Here is a 13,533-nt window from a genome sequence, read left to right as displayed (position 1 = left end):
GTCCTATCGGGTCTTCGGGGCGAACGCGCGGGAGATGATCCGGGCGACGACGTTGAGCAGCATCACGATGATCATGAGGACCAGCGCCGCCGTCCACGCCCGGTCGAGGAAGGGCTCGCGCGGGATGCCCGGCGCGACGTACGAGTAGTACGAGAAGACCGGCAGGGTGGCCATCCGGTCGTCGAACGGGTTGAGGTTCACGCCCGTCGTGATGCCGACCGCGACGAGCAGCGGGGCCGTCTCGCCGATGACGCGCGCGATCGCCAGGGTGATGCCGGTGGCGATGCCACCCGCCGTCGTCGGGATGACGACCTTGAGGATCGTCCGCCACTTCGGGACGCCGAGCGCGAACGCGGCCTCGCGCAGCTCGTTCGGGACGATCTTGAGCATTTCCTCCGTGGAGCGCACCACGATGGGGATCATGAGCACGGTCAGGGCGACCGCGCCGGCGAAGCCCATCCGCACGCCCGGCCCGAGGATCAGCGCGAACAGCGCGTAGGCGAACAGGCCGGCGACGATCGACGGGATGCCCGTCATGACGTCGACGAAGAAGGTGATCGCCCGGGCCAGCCGGCCCTTGCCGTACTCCACCAGGTAGACCGCCGTGAGCACGCCGATCGGGATCGACATGACGGCGGCGAGGCCGGTGATGATCAGCGTGCCGATGACGGCGTGGTACGCGCCGCCGCCCTCGCCGACGACGCCCCGCATCGAGTTGGTGAAGAACGTGGCGTCGAAGCGGGCGACGCCGTTGGAGACGACCGTGTGGATGACCGAGACCAGCGGGATCATGGCGACCAGGAAGGCCGCGGACACGATCACGGTGACGAGCCGGTCGGCCGCCTTGCGGCCGCCCTCGACCACCCGCGAGGTGACATAGGTGGCGACGGCGTAGAGCACCGCGCTCAGGAAGACCCACAGGCCGACGCTGAAGCCCGTGGCGGCCAGGACCGCGCCGACCACGACGGCCGACCCCACGAGGATGCCCCAGGGCGCCCAGCGCGGGAGCGTGCCCTGGACCCGGGGGACGTCGGAGGTGGTCGTGGCGGGCGTGTCGAGCGAGCGGTCGCCCGGCAGCGTGTCGAGGTCGTTGCGCTCGGTTCCGGTGGACATCAGTTCGCTCCGGAGAACTCGCGGCGACGGTTGACGATGTAGCGGGCCAGCATGTTGACCGCCAGGGTGACGAGGAAGAGCACCAGGCCCGACGCGATCAGCGCGTTCACCGCGAGGCCGGAGGACTCGGGGAACTGCAGGGCGATGTTCGCCGCGATGGTCGACGGGTTGCCGGAGCTGATCAGGTTGAACGTGACGACGCCCGAGACCGACAGCACGATCGCGACGGCCATCGTCTCGCCGAGCGCGCGGCCGAGGCCGAGCATGGCGCCGGAGATGACGCCAGAGCGGCCGAACGGGATGACCGCCATGCGGATCATCTCCCAGCGGGTGGCGCCGAGGGCGAGCGCGGCCTCCTCGTGCAGCTTCGGCGTCTGCAGGAAGACCTCGCGGGCGACGGCCGTGATGATCGGGAGGATCATGACCGCGAGCACCAGGCCGGCGACGAGCATGGTGCGGCCGGTGGTCGAGACCGGGCCGGCGAACAGCGGGATCCAGCCCAGGTACTCGTTCAACCAGGTCGTCAGACCGACGGAGGCGGGCGCGAGCGTCCACGCACCCCACAGGCCGTAGACGATCGACGGCACCGCGGCGAGCAGGTCGACGAGGTAGCCGAGGCCCTGCGCGAGCCGGCGCGGGGCGTAGTGGCTGATGAACAAGGCCACGCAGATGGCGAGCGGGGTGGCCACGACCAGCGCGAGGAAGGCGCTGAGCAGCGTGCCGAACAGCAGCGGCCAGACGTAGACGAGCAGGCTCTGGTCGCCGGGCAGCTCGTCGGCCGGGGCGACGATCGCCGGGAACGCCTCGCTCAGCAGGAACGCGGCGACCCCGGCCAGGACGACGAGGATCAGGATCCCGGCGCCCTTCGCCGATCCGGCGAAGATCCGGTCGCCCAGCTGCGTGACCGGCTTGCCGGTCTTCCGCGGCGTGGGCGTGACTTCCGTTGTGGTCACGGCATTCCCTCAGCTGGCGAGGTGGGACGGGGGCACGGGCGGGGGCCCCGGCCGCGCGGCGTGCACGGGCCGGGACCCCCGGACGTCGGTGCGGTCGAGGATCAGCCCGAGGCCCGGATGCCGTCGATCACCGGGGTGATCTGCTGGCGCAGGGTGTCGGACAGCGGCGCGGAACCGGCGGCCTGCGCGGCGGCCTGCTGGCCGTCGGCGCTGACCACGTAGGTCAGGAACGACTTCACGAGGTTCGCCTGGGCGGCGTCCGAGTACTGCGGGCACGCGATCAGGTACGACACCAGGACGATCGGGTAGGTGCCGGCCTCGGTCGTGGTGCGGTTCAGCTCGAAGGCGAACGAGCTGTCGCCCTGGCCCTCGACCCGCTGCGACTCCTCGAGGATCTTCGCCGCGGCCTCGGGGGTCGGGCCGACGTAGTCGTCGCCGACCTTCACGTTGACCTTGCCGAGCTGGCCGGCCTGGCTGGCGTCGGCGTAGCCGATGGTGCCGTTGCCACCGCTCACCGCACCGATGACACCGGAGGTGCCCTGCGCGGCCTCACCGCCCTGGACCGGCCAGTTGCCGTCCGGCTCGTGCGGCCAGGCCTGCGGCGCCGCGGCGTGCAGGTACTCGGTGAAGTTCTCGGTGGTGCCGGACTCGTCGGACCGGTTCACCGGGGTGATCGGGGTGGCCGGGAGGGTGACGCCGGGGTTGTCGGCGGCGATCTCCGGCGCGTTCCAGGTCGTGATCTTGCGGTCGAAGATGCCCGCGATCGTGGCCGGCGCGAGGTTGAGGTTGCTGACGCCGTCGAGCTTGTAGACCACCGCGATCGGCGAGACGTAGTTCGGGACCTCGACGACCGCGCCGCCGCACCGGGTGCGGGCCTGCTCGAGCTGCTGGTCCTTGAGGTAGGCGTCGGAGCCGGCGAAGGCGGTGCCGCCCTCGACGAACTGGGTGCGGCCACCGCCGGAACCCACCGGGTCGTAGTTCACGGTGGCGTCGGGGTTGGCCCCGGTGAAACCGGCGATCCAGGCCTGCATCGCGGCCTGCTGCGAGCTCGCGCCCGCACCGCTGATGGTGCCCGAGACGTTCGACGACGGGGCGCTGGAGGCGCCGCCGGCCGACGAGCCCTCGTTGGCCGCGCCGCAGCCCGCGAGCACGATGGCTCCGCCGGCCACCAGTCCGACCGCGGCGATCCGGCCGCGCTTCGGGCGCATGGTCTTCACTGCTGGTTCCTCCGTGTTCGGGTAGCCGGTCGGAACCGGCCGCACACGCGGCCCGGGAGGGCCGCACGGCGAGGAACGCTAAGTGCGCCCGGTGGACGCTCGACCCACTACGGATGAACGGGGGATGAACACGTAACCCGAACGGCACGGCCTTCATCACGTGCCCGACGGCACGTGACCGGCCCGTGATCTGCGGCGTGACGGGCCACACGGACCGGTGACGGGGGGCTATCCCCGTATCACGAGGAGTACATGACGTCCGAGGTGTGGACGGCGAAGCCGAGCTTCTCGTAGACGCGCACGGCCGGCGCGTTGTCCGCCTCGACGTAGAGCAGCACGGTGTCGAGCCCGCGCCCGGCCAGGTGGTGCAGACCGGCCAGGGTCAGCACGCGACCCAGGCCGCGGCCGTGCGCGGCGGGGTCGACGCCGAGGACGTAGACCTCACCCATGGAGGGCTCGGTCGCCGTCGGCGGGTGCACCTTGGTCCAGTGGTAGCCGAGCAGCGTGCCGTCGGCGTCCACGGCCAGGAGGAAGCCCTCGGGGTCGAACCAGTCCTCGGCCTCGCGCTCGCGGACCTGGTCGACCGCCCAGCCGCCCTGCTCCGGGTGCCAGTCGAAGGCGGCGTTGTTGACCCGCAGGAACTCGGCCTCGTCCTCGCCCACCACGAAGGGGCGGATCGTGACGCCCTCGGGCACGGTCGACGCGGGCAGCGGGCCGGCGTCGGGGGTGCGGCGCATCTGCCACAGCACTCGCGCACGTTCCAGATCGTGGGACCGTGCGAGGGCGGCGGCCGCCGGGAGGTCGCCGTGCGCCCAGACGTCGATCTTCGGGGCCCGGCCGGTCAGCTCGGCGAGCAGCGCGGCGCCGAGCCCGCGGCGGCGGTGGTCGGGGTGCACGGCCAGCTCGGCCGACGTGCCGTCGAGCTGGGCGTACCCGGCGACGGTGCCGTCGGCGCCGGCCACGAGGTGCGTGACGCCCTCGCGGGGCCCGCCACGCAGGTTGAGCAGGAACTGCTCGGAGAAGGGTTCGCGCCCGTCCGCCCGCTCGGCCGCTTCGGCCAGGGCGCGGACGCCGGCCGTGGTGGCGGGGTCGATCTCGGACAGGACCCGGACGGCGCTCACCGGGACGACCCTACCCGCGGGCCGTCCCGGTGTGCCGTGATCGGTCGATCAGTGCATCTGGTGCAGACCACGGAAGGCGGCTCGGTCGCCGTCGTCGTCCGTGTCCGTGTCGCTCTCCTCGGGGATCCCGCCGGCCGGCACGCCCAGCCCGGCGCGGCCGGGGCGGACGAACTTGTAGCCGACGTTGCGCACCGTGCCGATCATCTGCTCGTGCTCGGGGCCGAGCTTCGCGCGCAGCCGCCGCACGTGGACGTCGACGGTGCGGGTGCCACCGAAGAAGTCGTAGCCCCAGACCTCCTGCAGCAGCTGGGCCCGGGTGAACACCCGGCCCGCGTGCTGCGCGAGGTACTTGAGCAGCTCGAACTCCTTGTACGTGAGCTCGAGCAGGCGCCCGCGCAGCCGTGCCGCGTAGGTCGCCTCGTCGATCACCAGCTCGCCCAGCACCAGCGCGCCGCCCGCGCTCGCGGAGTCCGCGCCCGGGCGGGACTTCAGCAGCCGCAGGCGTGCGTCGACCTCCGCGGGACCCGCCGACGGAAGCAGGATCTCGTCGACCACCCACTCACCGGAGACGGCCACGAGTCCGCCTTCGTTGAGCACGGCGATGACGGGCACGTCCGTGCCGGTGCTGCCGAGCAGCCGGCAGAGGCTCCGCGCGGCGACCAGGTCGGTCCGTGCGTCGACCAGGACCGCGTCGTGGGGACCGGCGTCGAGCAGCGCGGCCACCTCGGGCGCTGCCGTCCGGACGCCGTGCGGGAGCAGGGTCAGCGCGGGGAGCACCGAACCGGGGTCCGTGTCCGCTGTCAGCAGTAGCAGTTCCACCGCTGCCTCCTCTCCACCGGGGAATCGACGGCGGACGCCACGCCCGGCGTCCGTCGTTCTGGTCACGGTGGGCGACGCCGACCTCCGTCCCGCACCGCGTGACCCGGCGGGTCCGTCACGCGGATCGGTCAAGAATAGACAAGCGGTTGCCGCGGACACGAGTTCCGCGAGCCAGCTCACCCCCTTCGACGGGCTCGTGCGCTGCAGAAATACCTGTGCGTGACGAATTCCCTCATCCGGAGGCGGCTGCGGTTTCGGGCGCGTTACGAACTCGTCAGAGCACTGTGACGAACGGCGGGGGCGGGCCCGCCGCACGGGCCCGCGCCGGGGGTCTCTAGGTTGGGCCCGCGCGACGTGTGGGAGCCGGAGGTCGAGAGTGAAACGCCTGATCGTCGCGGTGCTGGTGCTCGCCGGGGTACTGGTCGCCGCGGACTACGCCGCGGCCGCGGCAGCGGAGTCGGTGGTGTCCCGCGAGCTGCGGGACCGGCTCGGCCTGGCCGACGACCCCTCGGTGCGGATCAACGGCTTCCCCTTCCTCACCCAGGCGGTCTCGGGCGAGTACCGCTCGGTCGAGGTCCGCGCGGACCGCCTCCAGGTCGGCGACCTGCACAACGTGCAGTTGCGCGCGGACCTGCGGAACGTCGAGGCACCGCTGTCCGGGTTCCTCGGCGGCGGCACGCCGGGACTGAGGGTGACCACGGCCGAGGGTGCGGCCCGCGTCGGCGCGGACGACCTGCAGCGGATGCTCCCGGGCGTCGAGCGGTTCAGCCTCGGCAACGTCGACGCCAACGCGATCGCCGACGTCGTCGACGAGGGCGGCGACCCGAGCATGCGCCAGCTCGACCCGGACTCCGTCGCGCGGCTCTCCGGCACCGTGACGATCGGCGGCGAGGAGTACCAGCCCGTCGTGCTCGCCGAGCTGCAGGTGGCCGACGGCGTCATGCGGGTCGTGCCGCGGGACGTGCGCGGCAGCGACGGCGACCCGCTGCCCGATGCGATCACCGAGCTGGTCAGGCAGACCTTCGCTCTGCGCATCGACCCTGGCGGCCTGCCCTTCGGCGTGGTGCCCACGAAGCTCCAGGCCCGCGACGGCACGCTGGAGATCTCCGGCGAGGCGCGCGACGTCGTCGTCGGGGCCCTCCCCGGATCGGGTACGACGGGCTGACCCGGGAACATCGCGCCGGCCGGCCGGGTTGGCCCGGGACATGAGCGGCACGGGACTCGTGGTCCTGATCGCGGCGCTGGTGGCGGCCACCGCGCTGGGGCTGGTGCTGCGCGCCCGCAACGGCCGGGTGCGGACCCCGTCCGGCGCCGGCTCGCCGGACGGTTGGGCCCTCACCGGTTCCGCCCCCGAGGGTGCCGAGCAGGTGCTCCTGCTGCAGCTCTCCTCGCCGGTCTGCACCCCCTGCCGGCAGACGGCGGGCGTGCTCGGCGAGCTGGCCGCGGGCGAGCCCGGGGTGCGGCACGTCGAGATCGACGTCGTCGACCGGCCGGACGTGGCCCGCGCGCTGTCCGTGATGCGGACGCCCACCACGATCGGCTTCGACCGCGCCGGTCGTGAGCTGCTGCGGGTGTCCGGCGTGCCCCGGCGCGCGGAGCTCGACGCGGCGCTGGCCCCGGAGCTGCGCGGACGCCCGGCGTGACGGGCGTCCATCTTCCGGGACGCCGCTCCCGCCGACCGGACCTTTCGGTTACCCTCGCTGCCGTGAACTGGCCGCTGACCCGACGCCGCGCAGTCGATCTGTGCCGCGTGGCCGGCTGCCTGTGTCGGCCCTCCTGACCCCGACCCCTTCGTCGAGAACCCTCAGGAGTTCCCCCATGTCCGCACCGGACGGGTCCGGCGCGCCCGCGCGCTCGGTCGACCCGCCCCTGGACCCGCGCGGCGTGCGGTTCGCCGCCGGACTGACCACCGTCGTCCTGGCGCTGGTCCTCGTCAGCGGCAGCGGCTGGCTCGCCGCCGCGCAGGCGCTGGTGTTCGCGTCGGGCGCGTTCGGCGGCATGCGGTTCGCGCCCTACGGCGTGCTCTACCGGCTGGCGGTCGCCCCTCGCCTGGGCCCGCCCGCCGAGCGCGAGGAGGCGGCCCCCGTCCGCTTCTCCCAGACCGTCGGCTTCGTCTTCGCCGCGGTCGGCGCGCTCGGCTACCTCTCCGGGCTGACCGTGCTCGGGATCGTCGCCACCGCGTTCGCGCTGGTGGCCGCCTTCCTCAACGCCGCCTTCGGCTTCTGCCTGGGCTGCGAGATGTACGGCCTGCTCGCACGGGCGCGCGCCGCACGCGCCTGACCCGCTTTCGTTCACCATCGACACCGACACACAGGAGTGACATCACCATGAGCCGCGAGGACGTCCTGGTCACCGCCGACTGGGCGGAGAAGAACCTGGGCACCGAGGGCGTCGTGTTCCTCGAGGTCGACGAGGACACCACCGCCTACGACGGCGGCCACCTCCCGGGTGCCGTCAAGATCAACTGGACGACCGAGCTGCAGGACCCGGTCCGCCGCGACATCGTGTCGCAGGAGCAGTTCGCCGAGCTGCTGTCGAGCAAGGGCGTCGCGAACGACGACCTGGTCGTCCTCTACGGCGGCAACAACAACTGGTTCGCCGCGTACGCGTACTGGGAGTTCAAGCTCTACGGGCACGAGAAGGTCGTGCTGCTCGACGGCGGCCGCAAGAAGTGGGAGCTCGACGGGCGCACGCTGACCACGGACGTCCCGAAGCGCAGCGGCACCACCTACAGCGCCAAGCCGGCCGACAACTCGATCCGCGCGCTGCGGGACGAGGTCGTCGAGGCGATCGACACCAAGAACCTTGTCGACGTCCGGTCGCCCGACGAGTTCTCCGGCAAGATCCTCGCCCCGGCCCACCTGCCGCAGGAGCAGTCGCAGCGGCCGGGCCACATCCCGTCGGCGATCAACATCCCGTGGTCGAAGGCGGCCAACGAGGACGGCACCTTCAAGTCGGACGAGGAGCTCACCGCCCTCTACGGCGAGGCCGGCTTCGACGCCGGCAAGTCGACCATCGCCTACTGCCGCATCGGCGAGCGTTCCAGCCACACGTGGTTCGTGCTGCGTGAGCTGCTGGGGCACTCGGACGTCAAGAACTACGACGGCAGCTGGACCGAGTACGGCTCGCTCATCGGCGTGCCGATCGAGCTGGGGAGCAAGTGACCTATGTGTGGAGCACCTGACCAGGCGGCGCTGCTGCCCGCCGGTACCGACCTGACCAAGGAGACCGTCCTGGCCGGGCGCGTCGTGTCCGGCGACAAGCCGGTCGGCGGCGCGTTCGTGCGGCTGCTCGACGGGACCGGCGAGTTCACGGCGGAGGTCGTGTCGTCGGCCTCCGGCGACTTCCGGTTCTTCGCCGCGCCGGGCACCTGGACCGTCCGGGCGCTGTCCCGCAGCGGCAACGGCGAGGCCACGCTGTCCCCGGAGGCGCCGGGCCTGCACCGCACGGAGATCGCCGTCGCCTGACGACCGCGCGACCCGCACCGCCCCGGTCACCCTCGTGGTGGCCGGGGCGGTGTGCTGTCCGGCCTCCCGCGGGTCGCGGTCAGACCGTCGGGGCCGCGGGGGCGAGGCGTGCGGCCGTCACGTGCGCGACGACGACCGCGACGATGACCAGCGGCATCACGGCCAGCCCGTCGGCGCCGAGCAGCAGCGTCGCCAGCAGCACCGAGGTGAGCGGCAGCCGCAGCATCACCACGGACATGGCGCCGATGCCGATGGCCGCTCCGGCCACGAGCGGCAGCCCGGGCAGGTGCGACAGCAGCACACCACCCGCCGCCCCGATGAACAGCGCCGGGAAGATCGGGCCACCGCGGAAGCTCGCGAGGCACAGCGCGTAGGTCAGCACCTTGGCCACGAGCACGATCACCAGCGCCGGCACGCTCCACCCGGCGCTGCCGAGCAGCAGCGGGCCCAGGGCCTCCTGCCCGGAGAACAGCACGAACGACACGTCGTGCCCGCTCAGGACCGCCGCCAGCACCGCCAGCCCGGCCACGACCACCCCGACCACCGGGCCCGCCACGACGATCCGGGGCTCGACCTGCCGGCGCACCACCGCCGTCAACCGGTGGATCACGGCACCGACCAGCGCGGCGAGCAGGCCCGCCAGCACCGCCCACCCGAACTCCACGATGTCGGTCCTGCCGAACGCCGGGAGGCCGGGCAGGGTCAGCGACGCCGTGCCGAGCCCGGTCAGCGAGTCGAGCCCGAGGAAGATCAGCGAGCCGATCCCGGCCGCGAGCAGGCCGGGAAGCAGGATCACGCCGAGCGCCGCGCCCGCCGCCAGCGACGCCTCCATCAGCAGGAAGGCACCGAGGATCGGCGAGCCCAGCAGGGCGCTGATCGCGGCGAAGCTGCCGGTCGCGGCGAGCACGGCCGCCGTCCGGCCGTCGGCGCCCCTGCGGAACGCGTGCAGGGCCAGCACGCCGAGGCCGCCGCCCAGGGCGATCAGCGGCGCCTCGGGCCCCAGCACGACCCCGAGCCCCAGCCCGACGAGCGCGGCGAGCAGGATCCCGGGTAGATCCCGCGGGACGGGCACGTGGCCCGTCTTGAAGCCGTCGGCGGGCGAGTGGCCGCCCTGCCCGGGCAGGTAGCGGATGACCGCCCCGACGACCAGGCCCGCGACGGCCAGGAGCGGGAACGGCCACCACACGGGCGCGGTGGCGAAGCCGAGGGCGCGCGGCAGGTCGGTGTAGGTCCAGCTCTGCAGCCCCGACACCAGCTGGAGGAAGAAGTACGCGGCCGCCGAGATCGGCGCACCGACGATCGCCGCGAGGATCAGGAGCCGGGTGTAGCCGGCCGAGCGCAGGACGTCCTCGGGGGACTGCGGTGCCGCCGTACCCGTCGTCGTCCCGGTCCTCGCGGCCTCGTCCGCCTGGGCCATCAGCGGTCTCCCGTCGTCGCGCCGGTCGTCCACCCTCGCGTCCGCGCGCCCGGGCGGCACCGCCCGGAGCGGGTGACTCAGCCGCTCGCCCCGTCCGCCCGGTCCCGGGCTCGCACGGCCGCGGCGGCCATGCGCTCCGGCCCGCTCGTCAGGGCCCGCCGCCAGGGCGGGACGCCGTCGATCTCGATCTCCAGCGAGAAGCTGAGGAACGTGCGGATGACGACGATCAGGCCGAGGATCGCGACGTTCTGCAGGGTCGGCTCGACCGCGATCGTGCGCAGCAGGTCCGCGGCGACCAGGACCTCGATCGCGAGCAGCAGCGTGCCGCCGAAGGTCTCGCGCAGGGTCTGGTAGCCCTCGCGGCCGCGCCCGGTGGCGAGCCAGACCCGGGCCGACAGCACGACCGACCAGACCAGGCCGATCACCAGCACCGCGGCGCCGAGGACCTCGAAGGCCACCGCCGCGCCGTCCATCAGCCGGACGACCGTCGTCGCCGCCGGCTCGGCCGCGAGCCCACCCATTCCGCCCCTCCCGCCCGCAGCGTGGTCCGTACGGAGGCGCGCCGCCCTCACCCGGGTCGGGCGAACGGGGGGTCGGCGGGACTATGCTCGCCCGCCGTGCACTGGTTCTTCACCGTGCTGCTGATCGCGGCGAGCGCCGGCACGGTCGCCTTCACCGGCTTCCTGCTGCGGCGCCTCTTCACGACGGCGCCCGACGCCGCCGCCGCGCTCGCGGCCCGGCCGACCGAGGAAGTCCCGGAGGAGCCCTCCGCATGACGCAGCCCGACGGCAACGACGTCCCCACCACGATCACCGGCCCCGTCAACGCCGCGCCGGACTCACCGCAGCGCAACCGCCCGCAGTGGGACGACCTGCCGGTCCCCGACGACACCGCCAACCTCCGGCGGGGCCCGGACCTGCACGAGCAGTGCGTCGGCCTGCTCCCGCTGATCGGCGTGTGGCGCGGGACCGGCGAGGTCGTCTACCCGACCATCGACGGGCCGTTCCACTTCGGCCAGCAGCTCGTGTTCGCGCACGACGGGCGCCCGTTCGTCTCGTACGAGGCCCGTGCCTGGCTGCTCGACGAGGACGGGAAGGTCATCCGGCCCGCGGCGCGCGAGACCGGGTTCTGGCGCCCGCAGCCCGACGGCTCGCTCGAGGTCCTCATCGCCCACGCCACCGGCATCATCGAGGCCTGGTACGGCGAGAAGGGCGACCTGCGCTCCTGGCAGATCGAGACCGACGCGGTGGTGCGCACCCCGTCCGCCAAGGACGTCGTCGCGGCCAAGCGGCTCTACGGCCTGGTCAACCAGGGCGACCTCGCCTACGTCGACGAGCGGGCGATGCAGGGGGAGCCGATGCAGCCGCACATGTCCGCCCTGCTGCACCGGGTGGTGGGCTGAGGGCGCTCCGCTGCGGCGATGGTCGTTCAGGGTGTGACCGTGCCGCTGAAGTCGGTGTGCTGAGGAGCGCTCCTGTCCCGCTCGGAGTGATCGTGCGGGTACGGGCGGGTCAGGGGCGGCGGGGCCGGCCGAGCATGCGGTCGACCTCCGCGCGGTCGAGGCCGGCGAGCTTCGCGACCTGGTCCGGGCCGAGGCCGGCGGCGGCCAGCCGGCGGACGACGGCGCCGAGCTCGTCGCGGCGGGTGCGCATCTCCTCCGCGAGCCGGCTGAGCTCCTCCTGCTGGCTCTGCAGCTCGACCGTCGCGCCGACCGCGCGCACCGGGTCGTCGAGCAGCACGGCGAGGAGCCGGTCGCGGGCGTCGCCGCGGCGCGGGTCGACCACGCCGTTCGGCTGAGCGGCGCGGGCGCGCGCCGCCAGGGCGTGCTGGACGGCCGCGGCGACGGTCCGGCTGGACCCCGCCTCCTCCGGCCCCGGGTGCTCGATGCCCGGCTGCTCGGCAGTGACGGGCTCGAGCCCGCCCGGCTGAGCGGGTTCCTGCTGGCCGGCGTCCTGCGCTCCGGAGTCCGGCGGTTCGGCCTGGGCAGGGCGGTCGGCCGAGGTCCGGTCGGCGGCCCCGCTTCCGGTCACCGTCCCGGTCTCGGTCTCGCCACCGTCAGCGGACCCGTCGGTCGCCGAGGGAGCAGGGCCGGTGGCGTCCGTGCTCGCGGCCGCTACGGTGCTCTGCTCGGGGGTGTCGGTGGATGCCGCATCCCGAGTCGTGGAATCGGCCTCGCCGGACGCGGCCTGATCCGGGTCGGCGGTGGCCTTCTCGCCGCCCCGCCCCTGACGACCGAGTGCGGCGGCCCCGAGCCCGACCGCCCCGAGCCCGACCGCCCCGAGGGCGGCGAGCTGGGCGGCGGTGGGGCGCTCGTCAGTGGGAGCCACCGCGTCGCCCGCGGCCGGCTCCTGCCCGCTCTCCTGCGCCGCCTCGCGGGAGCGCGCGTAGGGGGTGGGCGCACCCTTCGCCGCCGCCATGAGCCGCGCAGCGCGGGTTGCCGGGGTGAGCTCGGGTTCCTCGGCATCGGGAGTCGGCCGGTCGGCAGGAACGGAGCGGGGGCCGGACTCGCCCACGACCGGTACGGAGTCGCGCCGCAGCGACACGACGTCGGCGACGCCCTCCTGCCGGGCGGCAGCAGCAGAGCGGGGGGCCGCTTCGTCGGCGCCTGTCGTCGGGGGATCCGCGGGGACAATGCGGCCCGCAACCCCCTCTGCACCGACACCGCCTGCTGCGGCAGCCGACCGCCCGGCCGGCGTCGGCGTGACCGTCGGCTGATCCGTGGAGTCGGCGCGGCCCGCAGCACCGACCTCGCGCAGGGCGGGCGCCGATCCGTCGATCGGGTGCGAAGCCGCTCCCTCCGACGTGGCGTCGCCGGCGAGGCGGGCTGCGGAGGTGTCCTCGCCGGCGGCGTCGGCTTCGACCTCCGCCGCCCCCTGGTCGGCGAGCGAACGGGGTCCGACGGCGGTCGCGCGGCCGTCGGTGCGCCCCGAACCCGGCTCGTCGCCCCGCGACTCCTCCTGCGGGCCCGGGTCGTCGCCCGAGGCGGCGCGGCGGGCCTCGGCCTGGATGGCGGCAGCGTGCTCGGCCGCCGCACGGTGGGCGCGAGCACGGGCGAGCAGGACGTCGGACTGCACGGGGAGCGGCGCGGTGTCGGCCTCGCGGACGGCCACCGCGTCGGCCACGGTCCGCGGGCGGCCCTGCCCGACGAGCGCGGCCGCGTCATCGGCACCCGCAGCAGCAGCACCACCCGCAGCAGCACCACCCGCCGCGACCCCGGCGGGCTCGGGCGCGGGGCGGGGAGCGGGCATCTCGCCGACGGACTCGCCGGTCCAGTCGGAGTGCGTGGGCTCGGCCACCGGCTGGGACTTCGCCTTGCCGCGCAACGCCCGCACGACGACGATCACGACCGCGATCACCAGTGCCGCGGCCCCGACGCCGAGCGGCACGAGGACGTCAGCCGAGAACGCCTGCTCCATGGACGCGCAC

General features: G+C 74.0%; 16 protein-coding genes. 8 read left to right on the top strand and 8 right to left on the bottom strand.

Annotated features, from left to right (window positions below; all coding sequences use genetic code 11):
- Positions 1–3: 3 nt before the first annotated feature.
- From pstA to ACQP04_RS01980, 5 genes are all read right to left on the bottom strand, one after another.
- Complete coding sequence (gene pstA / locus ACQP04_RS02000; protein WP_433505376.1) at positions 4–1,113, bottom strand: phosphate ABC transporter permease PstA; 1,110 nt, start codon at positions 1,111–1,113, stop codon at positions 4–6.
- The gene (gene pstC, locus ACQP04_RS01995) at positions 1,113–2,066 is read right to left on the bottom strand and encodes a phosphate ABC transporter permease subunit PstC (RefSeq protein ID WP_433505375.1); all 954 of its coding nucleotides are present in this window, start codon (positions 2,064–2,066) and stop codon (positions 1,113–1,115) included. Before pstC ends, pstA begins: the two co-directional genes overlap by 1 nt.
- Before the next feature lie 101 nt (positions 2,067–2,167).
- Positions 2,168–3,274: a phosphate ABC transporter substrate-binding protein PstS gene (gene pstS, locus ACQP04_RS01990; RefSeq protein WP_433508277.1), complete on the bottom strand. Its 1,107-nt coding sequence runs from the start codon at positions 3,272–3,274 to the stop codon at positions 2,168–2,170.
- A gap of 248 nt (positions 3,275–3,522) precedes the next feature.
- Positions 3,523–4,404, bottom strand: coding sequence for a mycothiol synthase (mshD, locus tag ACQP04_RS01985; protein ID WP_433505374.1), 882 nt, complete (start codon positions 4,402–4,404; stop codon positions 3,523–3,525).
- A 48-nt stretch (positions 4,405–4,452) separates the two neighbouring features.
- Complete coding sequence (locus ACQP04_RS01980; RefSeq protein ID WP_051737859.1) at positions 4,453–5,223, bottom strand: winged helix-turn-helix transcriptional regulator; 771 nt, start codon at positions 5,221–5,223, stop codon at positions 4,453–4,455.
- Between the two features lie 376 nt (positions 5,224–5,599).
- Between ACQP04_RS01980 and ACQP04_RS01975 the strand changes: the two genes are divergently transcribed.
- Genes ACQP04_RS01975 through ACQP04_RS01950 form a run of 6 tightly spaced genes read left to right on the top strand, consistent with a single transcriptional unit; the run spans position 5,600 to position 8,690 of the window.
- Positions 5,600–6,388: an LmeA family phospholipid-binding protein gene (locus ACQP04_RS01975; RefSeq protein ID WP_433505373.1), complete on the top strand. Its 789-nt coding sequence runs from the start codon at positions 5,600–5,602 to the stop codon at positions 6,386–6,388.
- A gap of 40 nt (positions 6,389–6,428) precedes the next feature.
- Positions 6,429–6,866 carry a thioredoxin family protein gene (locus tag ACQP04_RS01970; protein WP_433505372.1) on the top strand — a complete coding sequence of 146 codons (438 nt, stop codon included), beginning with the start codon at positions 6,429–6,431 and terminating at the stop codon, positions 6,864–6,866.
- Complete coding sequence (locus tag ACQP04_RS01965) at positions 6,863–7,003, top strand: Ms5788A family Cys-rich leader peptide (protein WP_433505371.1); 141 nt, start codon at positions 6,863–6,865, stop codon at positions 7,001–7,003. The genes ACQP04_RS01970 and ACQP04_RS01965 overlap by 4 nt, the downstream gene beginning before the upstream one ends.
- Positions 7,004–7,041: 38 nt before the next feature.
- Complete coding sequence (locus ACQP04_RS01960) at positions 7,042–7,503, top strand: DUF4395 domain-containing protein (protein WP_433505370.1); 462 nt, start codon at positions 7,042–7,044, stop codon at positions 7,501–7,503.
- A gap of 47 nt (positions 7,504–7,550) precedes the next feature.
- Positions 7,551–8,387: a sulfurtransferase gene (locus ACQP04_RS01955; RefSeq protein ID WP_433505369.1), complete on the top strand. Its 837-nt coding sequence runs from the start codon at positions 7,551–7,553 to the stop codon at positions 8,385–8,387.
- 3 nt (positions 8,388–8,390) lie between these two features.
- Positions 8,391–8,690, top strand: a complete 300-nt coding sequence (locus ACQP04_RS01950) for a DUF1416 domain-containing protein (protein WP_433505368.1) — start codon at positions 8,391–8,393, stop codon at positions 8,688–8,690.
- 79 nt (positions 8,691–8,769) lie between these two features.
- Here the strand turns inward: ACQP04_RS01950 and ACQP04_RS01945 are convergent, their stop codons facing one another.
- Positions 8,770–10,107: a chloride channel protein gene (locus tag ACQP04_RS01945; RefSeq protein ID WP_433505367.1), complete on the bottom strand. Its 1,338-nt coding sequence runs from the start codon at positions 10,105–10,107 to the stop codon at positions 8,770–8,772.
- Positions 10,108–10,184: 77 nt separating this feature from the next.
- Complete coding sequence (locus ACQP04_RS01940) at positions 10,185–10,628, bottom strand: DUF1622 domain-containing protein (protein WP_433505366.1); 444 nt, start codon at positions 10,626–10,628, stop codon at positions 10,185–10,187.
- Between the two features lie 96 nt (positions 10,629–10,724).
- Here ACQP04_RS01940 and ACQP04_RS01935 point away from each other — a divergent pair, with 96 nt between their 5' ends.
- Positions 10,725–10,883 carry a hypothetical protein gene (locus ACQP04_RS01935; protein WP_156067801.1) on the top strand — a complete coding sequence of 53 codons (159 nt, stop codon included), beginning with the start codon at positions 10,725–10,727 and terminating at the stop codon, positions 10,881–10,883.
- Positions 10,880–11,509, top strand: a complete 630-nt coding sequence (locus tag ACQP04_RS01930) for an FABP family protein (RefSeq protein WP_433505365.1) — start codon at positions 10,880–10,882, stop codon at positions 11,507–11,509. The genes ACQP04_RS01935 and ACQP04_RS01930 overlap by 4 nt, the downstream gene beginning before the upstream one ends.
- A 109-nt stretch (positions 11,510–11,618) precedes the next feature.
- Here ACQP04_RS01930 and ACQP04_RS01925 read toward each other — a convergent pair whose 3' ends face one another.
- On the bottom strand, positions 11,619–13,523 hold the full coding sequence (locus ACQP04_RS01925; protein WP_433505364.1) for a hypothetical protein: 1,905 nt from the start codon (positions 13,521–13,523) through the stop codon (positions 11,619–11,621).
- Positions 13,524–13,533: the final 10 nt, after the last annotated feature.

Origin of the sequence: Pseudonocardia halophobica, from assembly GCF_050948485.1 — a bacterium.
Taxonomy (GTDB): domain Bacteria; phylum Actinomycetota; class Actinomycetes; order Mycobacteriales; family Pseudonocardiaceae; genus Pseudonocardia; species Pseudonocardia halophobica.
The sequence above is the reverse complement of the archived record's forward strand: the minus strand, read 5'-3'. Positions and strand labels throughout refer to the sequence as shown.

Bases quoted from the DNA above. Each gene is read 5' to 3' on its own strand.
- pstA (WP_433505376.1), bottom strand. From the start codon at position 1,113: ATGTCCACCGGAACCGAGCGCAACGACCTCGACACGCTGCCGGGCGAC.
- pstS (WP_433508277.1), bottom strand. From the start codon at position 3,274: ATGCGCCCGAAGCGCGGCCGGATCGCCGCGGTCGGACTGGTGGCCGGC.
- ACQP04_RS01970 (WP_433505372.1), top strand. From the start codon at position 6,429: ATGAGCGGCACGGGACTCGTGGTCCTGATCGCGGCGCTGGTGGCGGCC.
- ACQP04_RS01960 (WP_433505370.1), top strand. From the start codon at position 7,042: ATGTCCGCACCGGACGGGTCCGGCGCGCCCGCGCGCTCGGTCGACCCG.
- ACQP04_RS01955 (WP_433505369.1), top strand. From the start codon at position 7,551: ATGAGCCGCGAGGACGTCCTGGTCACCGCCGACTGGGCGGAGAAGAAC.
- ACQP04_RS01950 (WP_433505368.1), top strand. From the start codon at position 8,391: ATGTGTGGAGCACCTGACCAGGCGGCGCTGCTGCCCGCCGGTACCGAC.
- ACQP04_RS01945 (WP_433505367.1), bottom strand. From the start codon at position 10,107: ATGGCCCAGGCGGACGAGGCCGCGAGGACCGGGACGACGACGGGTACG.
- ACQP04_RS01940 (WP_433505366.1), bottom strand. From the start codon at position 10,628: ATGGGTGGGCTCGCGGCCGAGCCGGCGGCGACGACGGTCGTCCGGCTG.
- ACQP04_RS01930 (WP_433505365.1), top strand. From the start codon at position 10,880: ATGACGCAGCCCGACGGCAACGACGTCCCCACCACGATCACCGGCCCC.
- ACQP04_RS01925 (WP_433505364.1), bottom strand. From the start codon at position 13,523: ATGGAGCAGGCGTTCTCGGCTGACGTCCTCGTGCCGCTCGGCGTCGGG.